General features: G+C 73.2%; 17 protein-coding genes and 1 riboswitch. Of the genes, 13 read left to right on the forward strand and 4 right to left on the reverse strand.

The genetic code is table 11. The features are described from left to right. Positions 1–183 precede the first annotated feature (183 nt). From IO36_RS26755 to IO36_RS26790, 8 genes are all read left to right on the forward strand, one after another. Positions 184–1,107 carry an LLM class F420-dependent oxidoreductase gene (locus tag IO36_RS26755; protein WP_037623545.1) on the forward strand — a complete coding sequence of 308 codons (924 nt, stop codon included), beginning with the start codon at positions 184–186 and terminating at the stop codon, positions 1,105–1,107. Between the two features lie 109 nt (positions 1,108–1,216). Continuing rightward, complete coding sequence (locus IO36_RS26760; protein WP_037623546.1) at positions 1,217–2,041, forward strand: DUF1684 domain-containing protein; 825 nt, start codon at positions 1,217–1,219, stop codon at positions 2,039–2,041. Positions 2,042–2,277: 236 nt separating this feature from the next. Then, a riboswitch (SAM riboswitch) is annotated at positions 2,278–2,391 on the forward strand. 34 nt (positions 2,392–2,425) lie between these two features. Then, entirely contained in the window at positions 2,426–2,542 is a 117-nt protein-coding gene (locus IO36_RS49395; protein ID WP_425535552.1) for a putative leader peptide, read from the forward strand. A 359-nt stretch (positions 2,543–2,901) separates the two neighbouring features. Beyond that, positions 2,902–4,461: an ABC transporter substrate-binding protein gene (locus IO36_RS26770; protein ID WP_425535553.1), complete on the forward strand. Its 1,560-nt coding sequence runs from the start codon at positions 2,902–2,904 to the stop codon at positions 4,459–4,461. A 2-nt stretch (positions 4,462–4,463) separates the two neighbouring features. Continuing rightward, positions 4,464–5,423, forward strand: a complete 960-nt coding sequence (locus IO36_RS26775) for an ABC transporter permease (protein WP_037623549.1) — start codon at positions 4,464–4,466, stop codon at positions 5,421–5,423. Next, on the forward strand, positions 5,420–6,343 hold the full coding sequence (locus tag IO36_RS26780; RefSeq protein WP_037623550.1) for an ABC transporter permease: 924 nt from the start codon (positions 5,420–5,422) through the stop codon (positions 6,341–6,343). The genes IO36_RS26775 and IO36_RS26780 overlap by 4 nt, the downstream gene beginning before the upstream one ends. 249 nt (positions 6,344–6,592) lie before the next feature. After that, positions 6,593–8,263 (forward strand): dipeptide ABC transporter ATP-binding protein, encoded by a 1,671-nt coding sequence (locus IO36_RS26785; RefSeq protein WP_037623684.1) that lies wholly within the window; start codon positions 6,593–6,595, stop codon positions 8,261–8,263. 14 nt (positions 8,264–8,277) lie between these two features. After that, positions 8,278–9,330 carry an LLM class flavin-dependent oxidoreductase gene (locus IO36_RS26790; protein WP_037623551.1) on the forward strand — a complete coding sequence of 351 codons (1,053 nt, stop codon included), beginning with the start codon at positions 8,278–8,280 and terminating at the stop codon, positions 9,328–9,330. Positions 9,331–10,029: 699 nt separating this feature from the next. Here IO36_RS26790 and IO36_RS26795 read toward each other — a convergent pair. Further along, positions 10,030–10,473: a MarR family winged helix-turn-helix transcriptional regulator gene (locus IO36_RS26795; protein ID WP_051900972.1), complete on the reverse strand. Its 444-nt coding sequence runs from the start codon at positions 10,471–10,473 to the stop codon at positions 10,030–10,032. A gap of 112 nt (positions 10,474–10,585) precedes the next feature. On the opposite strand from IO36_RS26795, the gene IO36_RS26800 reads away from it, so the two are divergent. Then, on the forward strand, positions 10,586–11,509 hold the full coding sequence (locus tag IO36_RS26800; protein WP_037623552.1) for a quinone oxidoreductase family protein: 924 nt from the start codon (positions 10,586–10,588) through the stop codon (positions 11,507–11,509). Positions 11,510–11,717: 208 nt separating this feature from the next. Here IO36_RS26800 and lexA read toward each other — a convergent pair whose 3' ends face one another. Together lexA and IO36_RS26810 are read right to left on the reverse strand one after the other, a co-directional pair. Beyond that, positions 11,718–12,389 (reverse strand): transcriptional repressor LexA, encoded by a 672-nt coding sequence (lexA, locus tag IO36_RS26805; RefSeq protein WP_037623554.1) that lies wholly within the window; start codon positions 12,387–12,389, stop codon positions 11,718–11,720. A gap of 192 nt (positions 12,390–12,581) precedes the next feature. Next, on the reverse strand, positions 12,582–12,770 hold the full coding sequence (locus tag IO36_RS26810) for a hypothetical protein (RefSeq protein WP_037623555.1): 189 nt from the start codon (positions 12,768–12,770) through the stop codon (positions 12,582–12,584). A 98-nt stretch (positions 12,771–12,868) separates the two neighbouring features. Here IO36_RS26810 and IO36_RS26815 point away from each other — a divergent pair, with 98 nt between their 5' ends. After that, positions 12,869–13,930 carry a helix-turn-helix transcriptional regulator gene (locus IO36_RS26815; RefSeq protein WP_051900973.1) on the forward strand — a complete coding sequence of 354 codons (1,062 nt, stop codon included), beginning with the start codon at positions 12,869–12,871 and terminating at the stop codon, positions 13,928–13,930. 188 nt (positions 13,931–14,118) lie between these two features. On the opposite strand, the gene IO36_RS26820 is transcribed toward IO36_RS26815, so the two are convergent. Beyond that, positions 14,119–15,906 (reverse strand): AfsR/SARP family transcriptional regulator, encoded by a 1,788-nt coding sequence (locus tag IO36_RS26820; RefSeq protein WP_037623556.1) that lies wholly within the window; start codon positions 15,904–15,906, stop codon positions 14,119–14,121. 464 nt (positions 15,907–16,370) lie between these two features. Here IO36_RS26820 and IO36_RS26825 point away from each other — a divergent pair, with 464 nt between their 5' ends. The 3 genes from IO36_RS26825 to IO36_RS26835 are packed head-to-tail and all read left to right on the forward strand — an operon-like array spanning position 16,371 to position 18,695. Then, complete coding sequence (locus IO36_RS26825) at positions 16,371–17,804, forward strand: radical SAM/SPASM domain-containing protein (RefSeq protein WP_245173498.1); 1,434 nt, start codon at positions 16,371–16,373, stop codon at positions 17,802–17,804. Further along, entirely contained in the window at positions 17,801–18,493 is a 693-nt protein-coding gene (locus IO36_RS26830; RefSeq protein WP_051900974.1) for an iron-containing redox enzyme family protein, read from the forward strand. The genes IO36_RS26825 and IO36_RS26830 overlap by 4 nt, the downstream gene beginning before the upstream one ends. After that, positions 18,486–18,695: an aroma-sacti cluster domain-containing protein gene (locus tag IO36_RS26835; RefSeq protein WP_037623557.1), complete on the forward strand. Its 210-nt coding sequence runs from the start codon at positions 18,486–18,488 to the stop codon at positions 18,693–18,695. Before IO36_RS26830 ends, IO36_RS26835 begins: the two co-directional genes overlap by 8 nt. Positions 18,696–18,710 lie beyond the last annotated feature (15 nt).

Here is an 18,710-nt window from a genome sequence, read left to right on the forward strand (position 1 = left end):
CTCGTCCGGGCTGGTCTCAACCCGGCTGGTGTTGATGGTGGAAGTCCTCTGGGAGCGCTGCTCCCGGGGGCGGCCTGAGCCAGGAATCCCCGTCCTTTGGGGCGGGGAGGATGTCAAACGACTGACATACAGACGTCACACTCGAACGGAATGCGCGCTCACCAGCGGCCCGTTCCTACTGACATGACTGTTGGCGTAGCACTCAACGCATCCGACGCGCGGAACCAGGTCGACGCCAGTGTGGAACTGGCCGGGGAGGCCGCGGCCGCCGGTCTGCGGTCCGTGTGGTTCGGCCAGACCTTCGGCGCGGACTCGCCGCAGCTCGCGGCGATCGTCGGGCGTGCGGTGCCGGAACTGCAGGTGGGCACCTCCGCGATCCCCGTCTTCGGCCGCCACCCGCTGCTGGTGTCCAGCCAGGCCCAGACCGCCCAGGCCGCGACCCACGGCCGCTACCACCTCGGACTGGCCCTGGGCACGAAACTCCTCACGGAGTCCGGCTTCGGCCTGCCCTTCGAGCGTCCCATCGCCCGTCTGCGTGAATTCCTCACCATCCTGCGGCAGTTGACCGAGACCGGCACCGCCGAGTTCCACGGCGAGCTGCTCACCGCCACGACCCCGGTCCCGGCGCGTGTGCCCGGCGCCGAGGACGGTGTTCCGCTGCTGGTCGCCGCGATGGGTCCGCAGGCACTGCGGGTCAGCGGCGAACTGGCGGACGGCATCCTGCCCTACCTCGCCGGACCGCGCGCCCTCGAGGAGCACATCGTGCCCGCCCTGACCGCCGCGGCCGAGGCCGCCGGACGGCCCGCGCCCCGGATCGTCGCCCTGGTCCCGGGCGTGGTCACGGACGACGTGGACGCCGTACGGGCCAAGGCCACCGAGAACCTCGCCTTCTACGAACAGATCCCGTCCTACGCCCGGGTCATCGAACTCTCCGGCGGCCGGCGCGCCGCCGACCTGGCCGTGATCGGCGACGAGAAGGCGGTGGAGGCCGAGGTACGGCGCTATCGCGACGCCGGGGCCACCGAAGTCGTCTTCTCCAGCACCGAGTTGGCGGGTCCGGCGGACCGGCGCCGGACCTGGGCCCTCCTGGGCGAACTGGCCCGCTGAGCCCGGGCGCCCCTTGACCACCCCCCGGTCCACCCTCCCCGTGTTCCCTCCCCACCGCCACCCCGCACATTCACAACGACCCCCGCACCCGCACCCCGAAGGAGCATTCATGACCACCGAGGCGACCTCGACGGACCTCCACACCTTCACCGAGCAGTGGCTGGAGTGGTACCGCGCCCAGGAAGCCCAACTCGCCCACCCGCACGGGTTCCTGGCGATCACCGGGCTGCACTGGCTCGACGAGACCCCACAGCGCTTCCCCGACGCGCCCGGCAGTTGGCACACCGGCCCCGACGGGGTCGTCGTCACCCTGGACGACGGCGAGGAACTGATCGTCGACGGCACCCCGGTGCGCGGCGAGCACCGGTTCGGCGTCCTGCCGGAGCGCGGCGGCGTGGACGCTCTCTGGAAGGCCGCCGTCATCGAGGTCGCCAAGCGGGGCGGTCACGACATCGTGCGCCCGCGGCACCCGAACGCGCCCCTGCGTACGGCGTTCACCGGTACGCCCGCCTACGCCCCCGACCCCCGCTGGACCGTGACGGGCCGCTACGTGCCCTTCGACGAGCCGCGGCCCACCACGGTGGGCGCTGCGGTCGAGGGACTTGAGCACGTGTACGAGGCCCCCGGCAGGATCGAGTTCGAGCTGGACGGGCAGCGGCTGGCGCTGACCGCGTTCCCCGGCCATGTACGAGGGCGGCTGAGCCTCCTGTTCACCGACGCCACGTCCGGGGTCACGACCTACGCCGCCAACCGGTCCCTGGCCGTCGAGGAACCCGCGGCCGACGGCACGGTCGTCCTGGACTTCAACCGCGCAGCGAACCTGCCGTGCGCCTACACGGACCTGGCGACGTGCCCGCTCCCGCCGGCGGAGAACCGGCTGCCGGTGGCGATCGAGGCGGGGCTGAAGATCCCGCGCGAGCGCGGCGGTTCCTGACCGACCGTCCCGGTCCCGGGGCGCCGGCGCACCCCGGCAGACCCCGGGACCGGGACTTGGCACGCCGGGAGCGGGACGCGGCACATCCCCGGACCGAGACACAGCACGCCCACGGACCGGGACCTGGCACGCCGTCCGGGACGCGGCTCATCCCGCTTCCGGCACCCGGACGCCCCAACCCGGGCGGCCGCCCCCGCCATTGACGTACGTCAGAACGGCTCCGTACGATCACGAACGGCATCGAGCGTCAGCGTCAAGCCCTGGCTTGCTGACCGGCAACCCTCCCCCGCGGTGGGGTGCTCCAGGTGAAAGCCCGGCGGGATCACCGACGATCCCCGCAAGCGCGTGGCCCCGTGTCCGGGGCCGGAGACGGGGAGGACCCTCATGCGGCACGACGGTTGCTCCGGCGCCTCGTTGGCCGTCGCCATGGTGTTCTCCCGGCTGGCGCGGCGGCGCCACATCGATCTGAAGCGCTCGACCAGCAGCTTCTGTCGCGCCTGACGGTCCGCCCGCAGCCGGGCGCCGACGGGCTTCCCCACCGACGGTCGACGTCCCCGACCGACCGTCGTTCCACGCGTCGGCCCCCGGCTGGCTCCTCCTCCTCCTGGTCTCCGTGACCCTTCCGGTCGCCATTCCGGCCCGCCGGTCCTTCCGCCTTCCGCCTTCCGCCTTCCGCCTTCCGCCCGGCCCCTGTCCGCAGGGCACTCCCCCGTACCCGGTGTGACGCCGGACGGGTCCGCGCGCCCCTGCGCGCTCGTGCCCCGAGCGGTGTCCCCGGCCGGGCGACACCCGTAGGAGAACCCGCCGTGAGAGCACTTCCCCCTGCCAGATCTCCCCGATGGACGACCCTCGCCGCGCTGGTGACCACCGGCGCGCTGCTGACGGCCTGCGGGTCGGGCACCGACGACACCGGGAGCGGTAAGCCGCGCTCGGGCGGCACCCTGACCTTCGCGGTCGGTTCGGACGCCGGCTGCGTGGACCCCCAGCAGGTCGGCAGCAACGACACCATCTACTCCGTGCGCCAGGTGGTGGACTCCCTGACGGACCAGGACCCGCGGACCGGAAAGATCGTGCCGTGGCTGGCCAGGAGCTGGGACATCAGCGCCGACACCACCGCCTTCACCTTCCACCTGCGCTCGGGCGTCACCTTCAGCGACGGGTCCCCGCTGACCGCCCAGGTCGTCAAGGACAACTTCGACGCGGTGCCGAAGCTCGGGGTCCTGGGAACCCTGGCCGAGGGCTATCTGAGCGGCGTGCGGAGCACCACGGTCGTCGACCCGCTCACCGTCAAGGTCACCTTCCGTCAGCCCAACGCCCAGTTCCTGCAGGCGACTTCGACCCACTCGCTCGGGATCGAGTCGTCGGCGAGCGTGAAGAGGTCCCCGCAGCAGAAGTGCAGTGACGGGGTGGTCGGGTCCGGCCCCTTCGTGCTGAAGCAGTACGTGCAGAACCAGTCGATCACCCTGGCCAGGCGCAAGGGCTACGCCTGGGGTTCCTCACGCTGGGCCAAGAAGGGCGAGGCGTATCTGGACCGGCTGGTGTTCAAGGTCGTGCCGGAGGCCGGGGTAAGGGCCGGCAGTCTGCGTTCCGGCCAGGTGGACGCCATCGGCAGCGTGGGCCGGGCCGACGAGGCCGCGCTCAAGGGCGGCCCGGTCACCCTCCAGCGGCGGGCCAACCCCGGGATCGTCTTCGGACTCGGCTTCAACAACGCCCGTCCGGTGCTCAAGGACGCCAGGGTCCGCAGGGCGATCCGGTCCGCCGTCGACCGCAAGCAGATCGCCGACACCGTCTTCCCCACCGGCACCCGGCCGGCCACCAGCGTCCTCGCGCACACCACGCCCGACTACACCGACCTGGGCACCGATCTGGCCTTCGACCCGGCCAGGGCGAAGTCCCTTCTGGACACGGCCGGTTGGAAGGCGGGCGGCGACGGCGTCCGCACCAAGGACGGCAAGCGGCTGAGCCTCACGATCGACTGGGTTCCCAACGCGGCCACGAACCAGCCCGCCTTGGAGCTGATCCAGCAGCAACTCAAGGCGGTCGGCGTCCAGGTGACCCTCAAGCAGCTTCAACTGCCCCAGCTGACACCGATCCAGCAGTCCGGCCAGTACGACGCGATCTGGGGGAACATCACCCGAGCCGACCCCGACATCCTGCGCAGCTCGTTCTCCACGAAGCTGGCCAACTTCTACCGCGTTCCGGCGGGCGGGCTCGACACGACACTGGCGGCACAGGCCGCGACCACCGACCCGGCCGAGCGCGGCCGGCTGGTGGAGCGAGCCCAGCGGTCGATCGTGCGGGACGCCTACAACGTGCCGGTGGTGGAACTGCAGACCCAGCTGGGCCTGTCCACGAAGGTGCACAGCCTCGCCTTCGACGCCTCCAGCCGGATCCAGCTGCACGACACCTGGATCGGCTGACCGTGCGCGGCTATGTGATCAAGCGACTCGCGCAGGCGGCCGGGGTGCTGTGGGCGGCGTACACGGTGGCGTTCCTGGTCCTGGACTACCTGCCGGGCGACCCCGTCACGGCGATGGCCGGCGCCGGGATGGAGTCCGGGCAGGTCGATCCTCGGCAGATCGCCGCCCTGCGGCACGAGTACGGGTTCGACCAGCCGGTGCTCACCCAGTACACGCAGTACCTCGGCCGGGCGGTGCGCGGGGACTTCGGCGACTCGGTGGCCACCGGCCGCCCGGTCACCTCGACCCTGGCCGACGCGCTGCCCCAGACGCTGCAACTGACCGCCTCCGCGCTGCTGTTGGCCGTCGTCCTGGGCGGCGGTCTGGCGGTGGCGGCGACGTACACCACGCGGCGCTGGCTGCGTCAGTTCCTGCTGTCACTGCCGCCACTGGGGGTGTCGGTCCCGACGTTCTGGGTGGGGCTGCTGCTCGTCGAGTCGTTCTCCTTCCGGCTGCGCTGGTTCCCGGCGTTCGGCAACGACGGGCCGAGAGCGCTGGTGCTGCCCGCGCTGACGCTCGCGGTCCCGACCGGTGCGCAGATCGCGCAGGTGCTGGCCAAGAGTCTGTTCACCGCGCTCGACCAGGCGTACGTGGAGACCGCCCGGGCCAAGGGCGCCGGCCGGTGGCGGGTGCACCTTCGGCACGCGCTGCGCAACGCGTCCCTGCCGGCACTGACGGTCGTCGGCCTTCTGGTGGGGCAGCTGATCGCCGGATCGGTCGTCGTCGAGACGGTGTTCTCGCGCGACGGCCTCGGCCGTGTGACGGCGGCGGCCGTCACGGCCCAGGACATCCCCGTGGTCCAGGGGGTGGTGGCGTTCGGCGCGCTGATCTTCGTGACGACGAACCTGGTCGTCGACCTGGTGTATCCGCTGCTCGACCCGCGGATCGTGGTGGCCGCGGGCGGAAGGGCGAGTGCCGTATGAGCGGGAGTCTTGTCGAGGATCCGGCCGGTACGGCGCTCGCCCCCGCCCGTCCGGCCGACCCGGTGCCGGCTCCCCCGCCGGGCCGTCGCGTCGACCTGCGGCGGGTACTGCGGTTCCTGGTCCGGCGCCCCGGTCTGCTGCTGTCGGCCGGGGTGCTCGTCCTGGTGGTGCTGGCGTCCTTCCGCCCAGGCCTGTTCACTTCGCAGGACCCGCTGCAGGGGGTGCCGGCGCAGAACTTCCGCGGGCCGAGCGGTGCGCACTGGTTCGGCACGGACGAGCTCGGACGCGATGTGTTCTCCCGGGTCGTGCACGGTGCCCAGCTCTCCCTCAAAGCCACGCTGATCGCGGTGCTCGTGGCGTTCGTGGTGGGCGGTCTGCTCGGTGTGGTCGCCGGGTTCGTGGGCCGCTGGGTGGACGACGTGCTGATGCGTTGCGTCGACGTGCTGCTGTCCATCCCCGCGCTGTTCCTGTCGCTGGCCCTGGTGACCGCGCTGGGGTACGGCACGGTGAAGGTGGCCGTCGCCGTCGGCATCGCCAGCGTGGCCTCCTTCGCCCGGGTCGCCCGCGCCGAGGTGCTCCGGGTGCGCCAGGCGCTGTTCGTAGAGGCGTCCCGCTCGTGCGGGGCCCGCTGGTACGCGGTGCTGGGCCGGCACGTACTGCCCAACGCGGCGGGACCGGTGATCGTGCTGGCCACCCTCGACTTCGGCTCCTCGATCCTCGCGGTGTCGGCGCTGAGCTTCCTCGGCTACGGCGCGCCGCCGCCGGCTCCGGAGTGGGGCACGTTGATCTCCGAGGGCCGCAACTACCTCGCCAACGCCTGGTGGCTGACCGCGCTGCCCGGTCTGGCGATCGCCGCGACCGTCCTGTCCACCAACCGCGTCGCGAGGGCCCTGGACGGCGAATGGTCCCGCCAGCGATGACCGACCGAGGCGAGAGGGGTGAGCATGCCGGGCACCGGTGAACGGCGTGAGGACGGTACGAGCGGGACGCACGACGAAGCGGCCGGAACGCGAATTGGTACGAGAGGGGTTCACGACCGCGCGGGCGGAACACACGTCGGCACGGGCGGGGTTCACGACAGACCAACCGGAACTCACCACGCCACGAACGGCGTTCACGGCAGGGCCGGCGATCGTCGTGCCGGGAGCGGCCACCCTCCGACCGCTCCGCTGCTGGAGATCCGGGGTCTGTCCGTCTCGTACCGCACCCGCGGCGGCACCGTCGCGGCCGTGCGGGGCGTGGACCTCGACGTGTGGCCGGGACAGGTGACGGCGGTGGTCGGCGAGTCCGGTTCGGGCAAGAGCACCACCGCGCACGCGATCACCCGGCTCCTGCCGGACAACGGCGTCCTCGAAGCGGGCACGGTCCGCTTCGGCCGGCACGACCTGGCCACGCTGTCGGAGCCGGAGCTGCGTGCCGTGCGCGGGGCGCGGATCGGTCTGGTCCCCCAGGATCCGACGGTCTCGCTCAACCCGGTCAAGCGGGTCGGCGAACAGGTCGCCGAGGTGCTGCGTCTGCACACGAAGGCAACCCGGCGCTCGGCCGCAGCCGAGGCCGTCGCCGTCCTGGAGCGGGCCGGACTGCCCGACGCGGCCGTCCGGGCCCGGCAGTACCCGCACGAACTGTCCGGCGGCATGCGGCAACGAGCCCTGATCGCCGTCGCGATCGCCGCGGGGCCGGAGCTGATCATCGCCGACGAGCCGACCAGCGCCCTCGACGTCACCGTGCAGCGGGTCATCCTCGACCATCTCCAGCGCCTCGCCGAGGAGTCGGGCACGGGAATCCTGCTGGTGACCCATGACCTCGGGGTCGCCGCCGACCGGGCACAGCGGCTGGTGGTCATGTCCCGGGGCCGGGTGGTGGAGGCGGGCCCGACGCGTGACGTCCTGGCCGATCCCCAGGACCCGTACACCCGGCACCTGCTGGCGAGTGCCCCGAGCCTGGCCTCCGCCCGCCGGCGGCCGACCGCGACCGTACGCACCGCGGACACGGCAGATACGGCGGATACGGCACCCGCCGGGGCCGCGGCGCCGTTGGTGGAGGCGCGCAACCTGGTCAAGGAGTTTCGGCTGCCCGGCTCCGGGGACGGTCCCCGGACGCTGCGCGCGGTCGACGACGTCAGTTTCACCCTCGGCCGCGGACGGACCCTGGCGCTGGTGGGCGAGTCGGGGTCGGGCAAGTCCACCACCGCCCGGCTGGTGCTCCGGCTCGCCGACGCGACCTCCGGGCGGGTCCTGTTCGACGGCACCGACGTCACCGCCGCCGGCGGCGCGCGGGCCAGGGAGCTGCGTCGGCGCTCCCAGCTCGTCTATCAGAACCCGTACGCGTCGCTCGATCCGCGCTTCTCCGTCGGTGAGGTGGTCGTCGAGCCGTTGCGGGCGTTCAAGGTCGGTGACCGCCGCTCCCGGCTCGCGCGGGCCCGCGACCTGCTCGACCGGGTGGCGCTTCCCGCGTCCGTGCTGGAGCGCCGGCCGGCGGAACTGTCCGGCGGACAGCGTCAGCGGGTGGCGATCGCCCGCGCGCTCGCGCTGTCCCCCGACCTGGTGGTGTGCGACGAGCCCGTGTCCGCGCTCGACGTGTCGGTGCAGGCCCAAGTCCTCGAGTTGCTGGCCGAGTTGCAGGCGGACACGGGGGTGGCCTACCTCTTCATCTCCCATGACCTGGCCGTCGTGCGGCAGATCGCGCACGAGGTCGCGGTCATGCGGGCCGGCCGGGTGGTGGAGTCGGGGCCCGCGGAGGACCTCTTCGCCCGCCCGCGCCACGCGTACACCCGCGAACTCCTCGCGGCGATCCCCGGCGGGCACGTCCTCTCGCCGGCCGCCGCGACCATCACGAACTGAAGGGCCCGCCTCCCATGACCACTCCCACCATCACGTCCCTGGCGTTCCTGACCCCGGGCAACTTCGCCGACGACGACCCGTACACCGGTCTGGAGGAGACGCTCCGGCTCTTCGAGTACGGCGAACGTCTTGGGTTCGACGGGGGCTGGATCCGGCAGCGCCATCTCGAACACGGCGTCGGCTCGGCGGCCGTGTTCCTCGCCGCGGCGGGCCAGCGCACCGAGCGGATCGAACTCGGCACCGCCGTCATCCCGATCGGTTACGAGAACCCGTTCCGTCTCGCGGAGGACCTGTCGCTCGCCGACGTCCTGTCCAGGGGCCGGCTCCAGATCGGCGTCAGCACCGGGATGCCGCACGCCGACCTGCTCGGCGACCTGGTGCACGACGGAGACTGGCGCGGCTTCGACCTGTCGTACGGCAGGATCGACCGCGTCCTCGGCCATCTGCGCGGCGACCACCTCGGCGGCCCGGACACGGTGATCCACTCCCCGGGCAACGTCCAGCGTCCGCGGTTGCAGCCGTACAGTCCCGGTCTGTCCGGGCGCATCTGGTACGGCGGCGGGAGCCTGCGCTCGGCGCGCTGGGCCGGCGAGAGCAACCTGAGCCTGCTGTCCGGCAACATCGTGACCGGCGAGGGGACCGACGACTTCACCACGGCCCAGCTGAATCTGCTGTCCGCGTACCGCCGGGCGCTGCCCCCAGGAGACGTCGAGCGTCCGGCACGGGTGGCGCTGGGCCGGGTGCTCGTGCCCTTCGACAGCGCGGACGCCGCCGGACGGGCCCGCTACCGCGCCTACGCGGCCGCCCGCCACGCCCGGACCCTGGCGCCCCAGGGCCCGAAGCGGACCTTGTTCGCCCCCGATGTGGTGGGCACCGCCGAACAGATCCTGGAGCACCTGACCACCGACCCGGTGCTCGCCCAGGTGTCCGAGCTGCGGCTGGAATTGCCGTACGAGTTCCACCGCGAGGAGTACGAGCAGATCCTGCACGACACGCGCCATCTGATCGCCCCCGAACTGGGCTGGACCCCGGCCACCGAGGATGCGTTGCCGGTCCTGGGGGGCTAGTTGGGCGAGGATGGTTGGCGTGACGTCCGGGCAGGCCGGGACTGTCCCGGGCGGTTTGGGGGCTGGTGCGGAGCCGGCGTCGGAGGCTCCCCTCCGGGTCAGGTCTGCCCACCGTCCGACAGTTCCGGCACCGAGGAGGGGACGGCGGACGGCACTGCGGAGGTCATCGGGCTGGGAAGCGGACAGTCCTGGTCCCACTTCTTGTCGCGCACCTGCTTCCAGATCTCGCTCCAGTCCGAGGGGCAGGCACTTCGCGGAGCCGGCACGGTCCCCGGTGACACGGTGGCCGACCGTGTACCCGTAGACGCAGGGTTCACGGGATGGCACTCCGCTTCGTACGCGCCACCGGTGCACTCGACCTCCGAACTGCCCGAGCACGCGGACACACCGCACACAGCGACTGTCAGGACCATCGCACTGGCGGCCCCGCCTGCCCAGGACGAACGACTTCTCCCCATGACAGCCCCTCCACGACAGTCCCTCCATGACGGCGCAAACGCCGCATTCTCCCGCAGGAACGAGGGCTTCGGCACCCCTGTCTCCGCCACACGCTCATGGCCGGATCGGAGCGGAGCACAACCGTGCCGTCCACACAGACCCCGGCCCCGGCCGCGCGTCGGGGCCGCGCCCAACCCGCGTGGGCGAACTCCGCGCGGGCGATGCGGCGTGGACGAACGCGAGACGGTGCGGCGGGCGTTGCTACGCCTCGTACACCCGGCCCAGCAGCTCCATCAGCTGTCTGCCCTCCGCCTCGCTGAGCGGTGCCAGCAGTTCGGCGTTGGCGCGCTCCGCCAGTTCCGCGCAGCGCTCCAGGGTGCGCAGGCCCGTCGACGTCACCGTGACCGCGTTCTTGCGGCGGTCGCGGGGATCGGGCCGACGCACCGCGAGTCCCGCGTCCTCCAGGTGGTTCAGCAGCAGGACGACGTCCTTGGCGTCGAATCCCAGCCGGCGCACCAGGTCCGCCTGGGCCACCGGGCCGTACTCGGCGACCGCCGCGAGCACGGCGTGCTGGGGCAGTCTCAGGCCCTCCTCGGCGATGGCGTCGGCGACCAGGCTCCGGCCGCGCGCGGCCACCCGGCCGACCAGCCAGCTCGGCAGTGACTGGATGTGCCCCAGGGCGTCCGGCCCCTCGAAACGCGTCATGGGAGAACCGTACCGCGAACTCGTTGGACTTCCCAACGAAATCCTCCTACGCTGAAATCCATGGGGGATCCCAACGATTCCTTTCGTGTGTCCGTCACGTCCGGAGGTGTCCATGCGTCGCGTCCGCCATGAGCCCGGCGGCGATGGGAAAGGTCTCGTCGTCGAGGAGGTACCCGTTCCCGAGCCCGGCCCGGGTGAGGTGCTCGTCCGGTGCGAGGCGATCGGCGTCACGCTGCCGACCGTCCGCAAGCTGCGCGAGGGCGCCGGGCCGGTGACCCTCGGCGGCGAGGTGGCCGGTGTCGTCGCCGCGGTCGGCGAAGGTGTCACCGGCTTCGCGGTGGGCGACCGGGTCACCGGCCTCTGCTTCTCGCACGCCTACGCCGAACTGGCCGTCGTCCACGAGAAGATGGCCTCCCTCATCCCCGAGCGGGCCACGGCGGTCGACGCCGTGGCCCTCGTCCGCAGCGGGCTGGTGGCACGCGGCGCGCACGAGGCCGGACGTCCCCGTCCCGGCGACGCGGTCCTGGTCACCGCGGCTGCCAGCGCGGTCGGCACGCTCGCCCTGCAGTACGCGAAGGCGGGCGGGGCCTCCCGGGTCGTCGCGGCCGTCGGCAGCGCGGACAAGGCGGAGTTCGTCCGCTCGCTCGGCGCGGACGAGGTCGTGCTCTACGAGGACGAGTCCTGGGGCGCTCCGGTCGATGTCGTCGTCGACGGCGTCGGCGGGGAACTGCTCGGACCCGCGGTGCGCGCCCTGGCTCCCGGCGGCCAGCTGGTCGCCTTCAGTTCCGGCGGCGGCACCGTCGACGCCTTCGAGCTGCTCGTCCGGAGCGCCTCGGTCGTCGGCTTCCAGATGGCCGCCGTCGCCAGGGACCGGCCCGAGGTGTACGCGCGGTGGCGCGACGAACTGTGGGAGTTCCACCGCAAGGGCACCCTGCGTACCCGCGTGCACGCCGAGATCCCGCTCACCGAGGCGGCGCGGGCCCACGAGGTCATCGCGTCGCGCCGCAATCTGGGCAAGGTCGTGCTGCGGCCCTGAGGGACCGGTGGGGAGGCCGGACGGGCGTGCCGCTCAGCGCCGGGATCGCCATCGGCCGCCGCCGGCCGCTGCGGATCACCGGGGCCCCGCGCGTGTCGGACCACCGGGCGCCACCGCCCGTCGCGGACGATCTGGGGCCGCCGCCCGCCGCGGATCACCGGGCGCCGCCGCCCGTTGCGAACACGGGCGCGGCTCCGGGACCACCGCCCTACAGCAGGCGCAGGACTCCGACGACCTTGCCGAGAATGCGCGCCCCGTCGCCCGGGATCGGGGCGAAGGCCGGGTTGCGCGGCATCAGCCACACCTGTCCGTCCTTGCGGTGCAGGACCTTGACGGTGGCCTCGTCCTCCAGCAGGGCGGCGACGATGTCGCCGTGCTCGGCGCTGTCCTGCTTGCGCACGGTCACGATGTCGCCGTCGCAGATCGCCGCCTCGATCATGCTGTCGCCGGCCACGGTCAGGGCGAACAGCTCGCCCTCGCCGACGACTTGGCGCGGCAGGGAGTAGACGTCCTCGACCATCTCGTCGGCGAGGAGCGGCGCACCGGCGGCGATGCGCCCGACGAGCGGCACCTCGACCGGCGCCGCGCTCCGGGCGCCGAGGTCCGGGGCCCAGGAGGGGCGCACGCGGTAGGCGCGGGGACGGTGCGGGTCGCGGTAGAGAACACCCTTGTGTTCCAGCGCCCCCAGCTGGTGCGCGACCGAGCTGGTGCTGGAGAGCTGCACGGCCTGGCCGATCTCCCGCATCGACGGCGGGTAGCCCTGCCGGGCGACGGACTCCGTGATGTACCGGACGATGGCCGCCTGGCGGGCGGTCAGCTCACCTTCGACGGTCTGTACGCCCGGGGGGCGTCCCCGCCGTGCCGGCGCGCTGTTCTCCATCTCCGGACACCTCCGTGCAAGATCCTCGCGGAACTTGACCCTAACCCGTCATCCGACGCACAGGGAACGCCGGGACGGGAAATGGCCTCTTCCGGGCGCGGAACCGACCGCCCGGCACGGGCGCGGCCGACGCCCGGCGTGCCACCAGGGGGGTATCGGAGGGCGGACCCGGTGACCACCGGTGCGGGATGATCACCAGTGCGGGGTGGGGACGGTCGGTGCGTCGCCGTCGGCCTCGCGCACCGGGCGCGGGGGCTGGTCGAGGATCTCGCGGGCCGCGGCTCCGTCCCCGCCGGGCCGGCGCTGCCGGGTGCGCATCCGGTGGCCGAGGAGGGTGAACCGTTCGAGGAGCAGGACGAATGCTCCTTTGGCCTGTTTCACAGTGATTCCTTCCGGGTGGGTCTGGGAAACTCCATCGCGCATCTGGACAATGGCCACGGCGGCGGCGGTCGGGGGTGACCGGCTGATGAGGGGGTCGGGTGGGCGGCATCGGTGAGGACGGCGGGCTCCAGGACGTCCGTACGGCGGCACATCGGCCGGCGCACGAGACGCAGTTGTCCGAGGACGCCGTCCGTGTGTTCCGGTGGGTGAGCGCCCAGGGGTCGTGCGACGTGGTGACGCTCGCCGCGGCCCTGGGGGTGCCGGAGGAGGTGGCGTCCTCGGCGGTGGCCACGCTGACCGAGCTCCTGCTGCTGCGCCGGCTGCCCGGCGACCCCGACCGGTTCGTGGCGGAGGCCCCGGACGCGGCCCTCGCCGCGCTGGTCGCTCCGCGGGAGGCGGGGCTGCGCAGACAGCTCGCCGAACTCGACCGGCTGCGGGCGGAACTCTCCCTGCTGACGCCCTTCTACGCGGACGGGCGGCGGCAGTGGCAGGGGCGGGCGCCCCTGATGGAGATCACGGAGCTGAAGACCGTCGTGGGAATGATCACCGAGGCGACCATGCGGTGCCGCAAGGAGGTGCGCACCTGCCACCCCGGCGGCGGCCGCTCCCCCGCTCTGCTGGAGCAGGCGTTCGTGCAGGACCGCGACATGCTGCGGCGCGGCATACGGATGCGCACGCTGTACCAGCACACGGCCCGCTATCACCTGCCCACGCAGGAGTACGCGCGGCGGATGACCGACGAGGGCGCGGAGATCAGGACGCTGAGCGAACTGTTCGGCCGCATGGTGGCCTTCGACGGGGAGACGGTGTTCATCCCGCACCAGGACGATCTGGACGCGGCCATCGTCATCCAGGACCCGTCCACGGTCTCCTATCTCTGCGCGACCTTCGACCACGCCTGGTCCCTGGCCGAGCCCTATCACCCGGCGTGGACGGAGAGTTCGGCCCGCGACGAGGTGAAGCAGGCCATCGTGCGGCTGCTGGCCGAGGGCATGAAGGACGAGATGGTGGCCCGCAGGCTGGGCATGTCGCTGCGGACCTGCCGCAAGCACATCGCCGAGATCATGGAGCAGTTGGGCGCGGCGAGCCGCTTCCAGGCCGGGTATCTGGCCCGCGTGCAGTCCTCGGGCCCGGCCTCCGCGGCCGCGGGCGGCGCCTGAGGGCGCGGCGGGACCAAGTGCCGGGCGCACCCTGACGAGCAGGGCGACGGACGGACCCGCGAGCCGCCCGCCCAAGGGCACGCCCCGGGACCGCGGCGCCGCGGGACGACCGTCCAGCCGCGGGCGCCGGCACCCCGGATCTCGCCCGGGGTCGTGCCGCCGGACAGGCGCGACGCCGCGAACCCGACCTAGCACCGCTCTCCCGACGCGGCCGCCTGTTCCCGCGCCAGGAGCAGGGACAGCCAGGGCAGTTCGTAGCGCATCACCTCCGGGGCCACGGCCGTGTGCGCGGTCACCTCGGGCAGGGAGGGCGGCGGCAGGACACCGACCTCGATGAGTTCCTCCAGGGCACGCTGTGCGCCCCGCCCGTCCTTGCCGAGGGCGCGGGCGGCGGCGGGCAGGGTGAAGGAGACGTCGGGCAGTGCGGCCAGGGCCTGGAGGGAGTCCCGGGCGGGTGCGGGCAGCCGGGTCCAGGCCCCGGCGAGGCGGGCGCGGACGCCGAGCCCGCCCGACGCGAGCTCGTCCAGGGCCTCCAGGGGATGTTCGAGCCGGTCCGCGTACTGGCCGAGCGACACGTGCCGCAGCACGGACAGGCGGTTTCCGGCCGCTCGCAGGGCGAACGGGAGGTGCCCGGTGGCACGGGCGATGCGGAGGGCGGCGGCGTGTTCGGCGGTCAGCCGGGTCCGTCCGATGATTCCGCCGAGCAGGTCGAGTGCCTCCTCCCCGGACAGTGGGGGGAGTTCCACCCGGTGCGCGGGGTCCAGACAGGGCAGCCGGCCGCGGGAGGTGACGAGGGCGGCGGCGGGGCCCGACGGCGGGAGCAGCGGGCCGAGGGCGGCGGTGTAGGGGGCGTCGTCGAGGAGGAGCAGGATGCGGCGCCCGGACAGCCAGGAGCGCCAGGCGGTGGCCGCTTCCTCCCGGTCGGCGGGCAGCCGCTCGGTGCAGCCGAGGGAGCGGGCCAGTTCCGCGAGGACCGAGGCCCAGGGCCGGGCGGAGCCGTCCTCGGCGCACAGCCGGGTGGCGACCACCCCGTCGGGGAAGCGCGGGGCGAGACGGTGGGCGACGTGGACGGCGAAGGCCGTCTTGCCGACGCCGACCGCGCCGGTGACCAGGACCGGCGGCCCGCCCTCGAAGTCCAGTTGCGCCGCCACGACGTCCAGTTCCGTCGCTCGCCCGGTGAAGTCGGCGAGGTCCGGAGGGAGCAGTCGTGAGCCGGTGGGGCCGCCGCGCGGCCGGGAGGGGGCCATGTCGTCGAGCAGGGACCGGTGGGCGCCGTGCAGGGCCGCTCCGGGCTCCAGACCGAGTTCGCGCGACAGACGCTGCCGGCAGTCGTCGTAGGCGGCCAGCGCCTCCGTCCTGCGGCCGACCCGGTGCAGTGCGGTCAGCTGGGCGGCGCGCAGCCGCTCGCGCAGCGGGTGGCGGCTCACCATCTCGTCCACGGTGTCGGCGACCGGGCCCGGGTCCCCTATGTCCAGCTGGGCCTCGGCCCAGGCCTCGTAGACGGCCAGGCGCCGGGCGTGCTGCCGCTCGACGGCGGCGCGCAGCACGTCGGCCCGGGGGGCCAGGTCGCTGAAGGGATCGTGCCGCCACAGGTCCAGGGCCTGGCGGTACGACCGGGCCGCGCGGCTCGGGACGCCGGCCCGGGCCTCGGCGTCGCCGCGCCGTGCCAGTTCCTCGAAGCGCAGGGTGTCGCACTCCTCCGCGGTGAGGTGCAGGACGTAGCCGCCGGGGCCGTGGCGCAGCCGGCCCAGGTCGTCGGGGTCGAGGACCCGGCGCAGGGTGGAGACGTACGCCTGGAGGTTCTTACGGGCGGTGCGGGGCGGGTCGTCGGGCCAGACGGCGTCGGTCAACTCCTCCACGGATACGGGCGTGTTGGGGCGGGTGAGCAGGACCGCCAGGACGAGGCGCTGCTTCAGGGGGCCGAGCGCGAGGGGCCGGCCGCCACGGAAGGCCCGTAAAGGACCGAGAACGTTCAATCGTAAATTGGTGACGGCGTTTTTGTTTCCGATGTCGACCGCGGGCTCTCCGGGAATTGCGGGATCCGACGCCACGCCGCGGTTTTCCGTGAGCGAATCGGTCATCTCGCGCCCTCAGCCCCGTCCCCAGCCGGTGTCGTCGGAGTTCTGACAGCAGGGGAAATGAATTCTGTGCACGAAAGCCTCCGAGGAGCGGCAGGGGGTGAGGGAATCCGCGAGGAGCCGTGAGCCTTCGGGAATTCGGTGGAATTCCTCCGGCCTTCACAGCATGCGCACGGGCCGATGCCGGGGCCATGGACTCGAGGATGGCTCAAGGTGCATGCAGCAACGCACCCGGCGGGACAAAGACCGAGCATGCCCGCAAACTGCCGTGAATCGACCGCCGTTGCCCCTTTCCGTCCTCCGACTGGTCAGGACCGTGCCGCGTACCGGCCTCGAACCGCCCGCCAACCGCGACCGAACCGGTGCCGCGCAGGCTGGGCCCGCACGTCGTGGTGGCCTACGGAGGTGACGAGATGCGGCTGGCGGAGATCATCGCGCTGCGTCCGGTGCCGGCGGCCGGGCTCCTCGCCACCCTCACCAGGCGCTGCCCGCTGAGCTGCGCCCACTGCTCCACCTCGTCGGGGCCGCGCGGCGAGGACACCCCCGGCGACGCGCTGCGCCGCTTCGTCGGCGGCTTCGCCCCCGCGGACCGGCCGGAGGTCCTCATGCTCACCGGGGGCGAACCGATGCTGCGGCCGAGGCTCGTGGCGGACCTGGCCGCCCTCGCCTCGGCGGCCGGAACACGGACGACGGTGCTGAGCGGCATGTTCTTCGCCGGCGACGGCCGGGTGCCCGCCCGCATCATGGACGCGCTGCGGCACGTCGATCACTTCTCGGCGAGCATGGACGTCTTCCACGAACGCGAGGTTCCCCGCTCGGCGGTCTTCCGTGCGATGCACCGCATCATGGACCGCGGAATCGACGTGAGTTTCCACGTCACCGGAACCGCCGCGGACGACGCCTATCTCGCGGACGTCACCACGTCCATCCGCAGCACCTTCCGTGATCAGGCGGCCGTCCTGGTCAACCACATCCGGCCGGTGGGCCGGGCGGCCGCGTGGGCCACCGCCCGGACGGTCACCCTGCCTGGTGCCGGGGAGGAAGGCGGTGTGCAGCCGCCGCCGACTCCGTGCGCGATGGCGGCCTGGCCGACGGTGGCCTTCGACGGCACCGTCGCCGCCTGCTGCAACCAGCGTGTGGTGGACGCCCGTCCCGTGCCCCGGCACCTGCGCCTGGGCCACATCGCCGAGGACGACTGGGCCGCGATACACCGCCGCTGCCGGCAGTCGCCCGTGCTGCGCACCATCCGTACCGCCGGGGTCGGCTCGTGCGCGGACTGCCGCGCCCTGGCCGACCGGCCCGCGGACCTGGCCACGGCCGAACGCGCCGGCGCACGCCCCGCGGCCGCCGCGGTGGACATGCTCGGCGCCCGCCTCCAGCACGAAGCGGGGGCCGCCGCGTTGCTGCGCCGGTACGGCAGCGAGCGGTACGCACCGCTGGTGCTGCTCGGCGGGGGCGGTGGCGGTGCCGGGAACTCTGACGGTGCCGGGGGTGCAGCCGGTCCCGGCGGCCACGGGGGCTCGGGCGGTGCGGACGGCTCCGGGGACTCGGACAGCATCTCGGACTCGGGCGGTGCGGACGACTTCGGGGACTCGGGCCGCTCCGATCGGCCCGGCAGCCCTGGCCGAGCCTCCGGTCCCGGCAATGCCTCCGGCCCCGGTGGCGCGTCCGACCCTGGTGGCGCCGTCGGCTCCAGCAGTCACCGCAGCTCCCGGCGCTCCACCGTCTCCAGTAGCTCCAGCGCCCCCGGCTCCAGTGGCTCCAGTGGCTCCAGTCGTCAGGAGGCGTCCGCGTGAGTCCGTCCGCCGTGGCGAGTCTGCGGGGCCAACTGGCGCTGGTGCAGCCGGTCCTGCACGCCGCGACCGCGCGCATGTGGCGGTCCGACGCCCGGCTTCCCGACCGGTACCGGCAGTACCTGCGCGCCATGCACCAGGTGATCCGCGCCTCCGTTCCGCTGATGGAGCGGGCCGCGGGGCGCTGCGAGGCGCTGCCGAGCGACCCCGTGGCGGAGCCGCTCGCGCGGTATCTGCGGGCCCACGCCGAGGAGGAGCGGGGCCACGACGACTGGCTGCTCGCCGACGCGGCGGCCACGGGGACCGCGCCGGCCGAGCTGACCGACGGCGTGCCCCCGCCCCATCTGGCCGCCCTGGTGGGAGCCCAGTACTACTGGGTCGAGCACAGCCATCCGGTGGCCCTGCTGGGCTACATCGCGGTCCTGGAGGGCAACGCCCCCGCGCCTGGCCTGGCCGGCCGGCTGGCCCGGCTGACCGGCCTTCCGGACGAAGCCTTCGAGACCGTACGCCTGCACCTGGACCTCGACGACGGGCACAGCGCGGACCTGGACCTGCTGCTCGACCGCCTGCCGCTGGACGCCGCACAGCGTTCCCTGGTCGCCGTCAGCGCGCTGCACACGGTCGCCTCCCTCGCCGAGCTGTTCGACCGCATCACCGCGGCACCAACCGAATGGGAGAGCCCCGATGACTGACCCCGCACCCGACCGCGACCGCCTCCGCGCGCTGGAGGACGCCGGGTTCCCGCTGCACAGCCTCTCGCCCGAGCAGCGGGAGGTGCTCCAGGACCTCAGCGCCCAGGAACTGACCCTGCTGCTGGGCCTGAAGGAGCGGCTGGACGCGGCCGAGCCGGAGGTGCAGGCGCACAGCGAGATCGCCGGCGGAGCGCTGTTCTGATGACCGGCGCGACGA

This window comes from Streptomyces aureus (assembly GCF_000725495.1).
Classification (GTDB): Bacteria; Actinomycetota; Actinomycetes; order Streptomycetales; family Streptomycetaceae; genus Streptomyces; species Streptomyces aureus_B.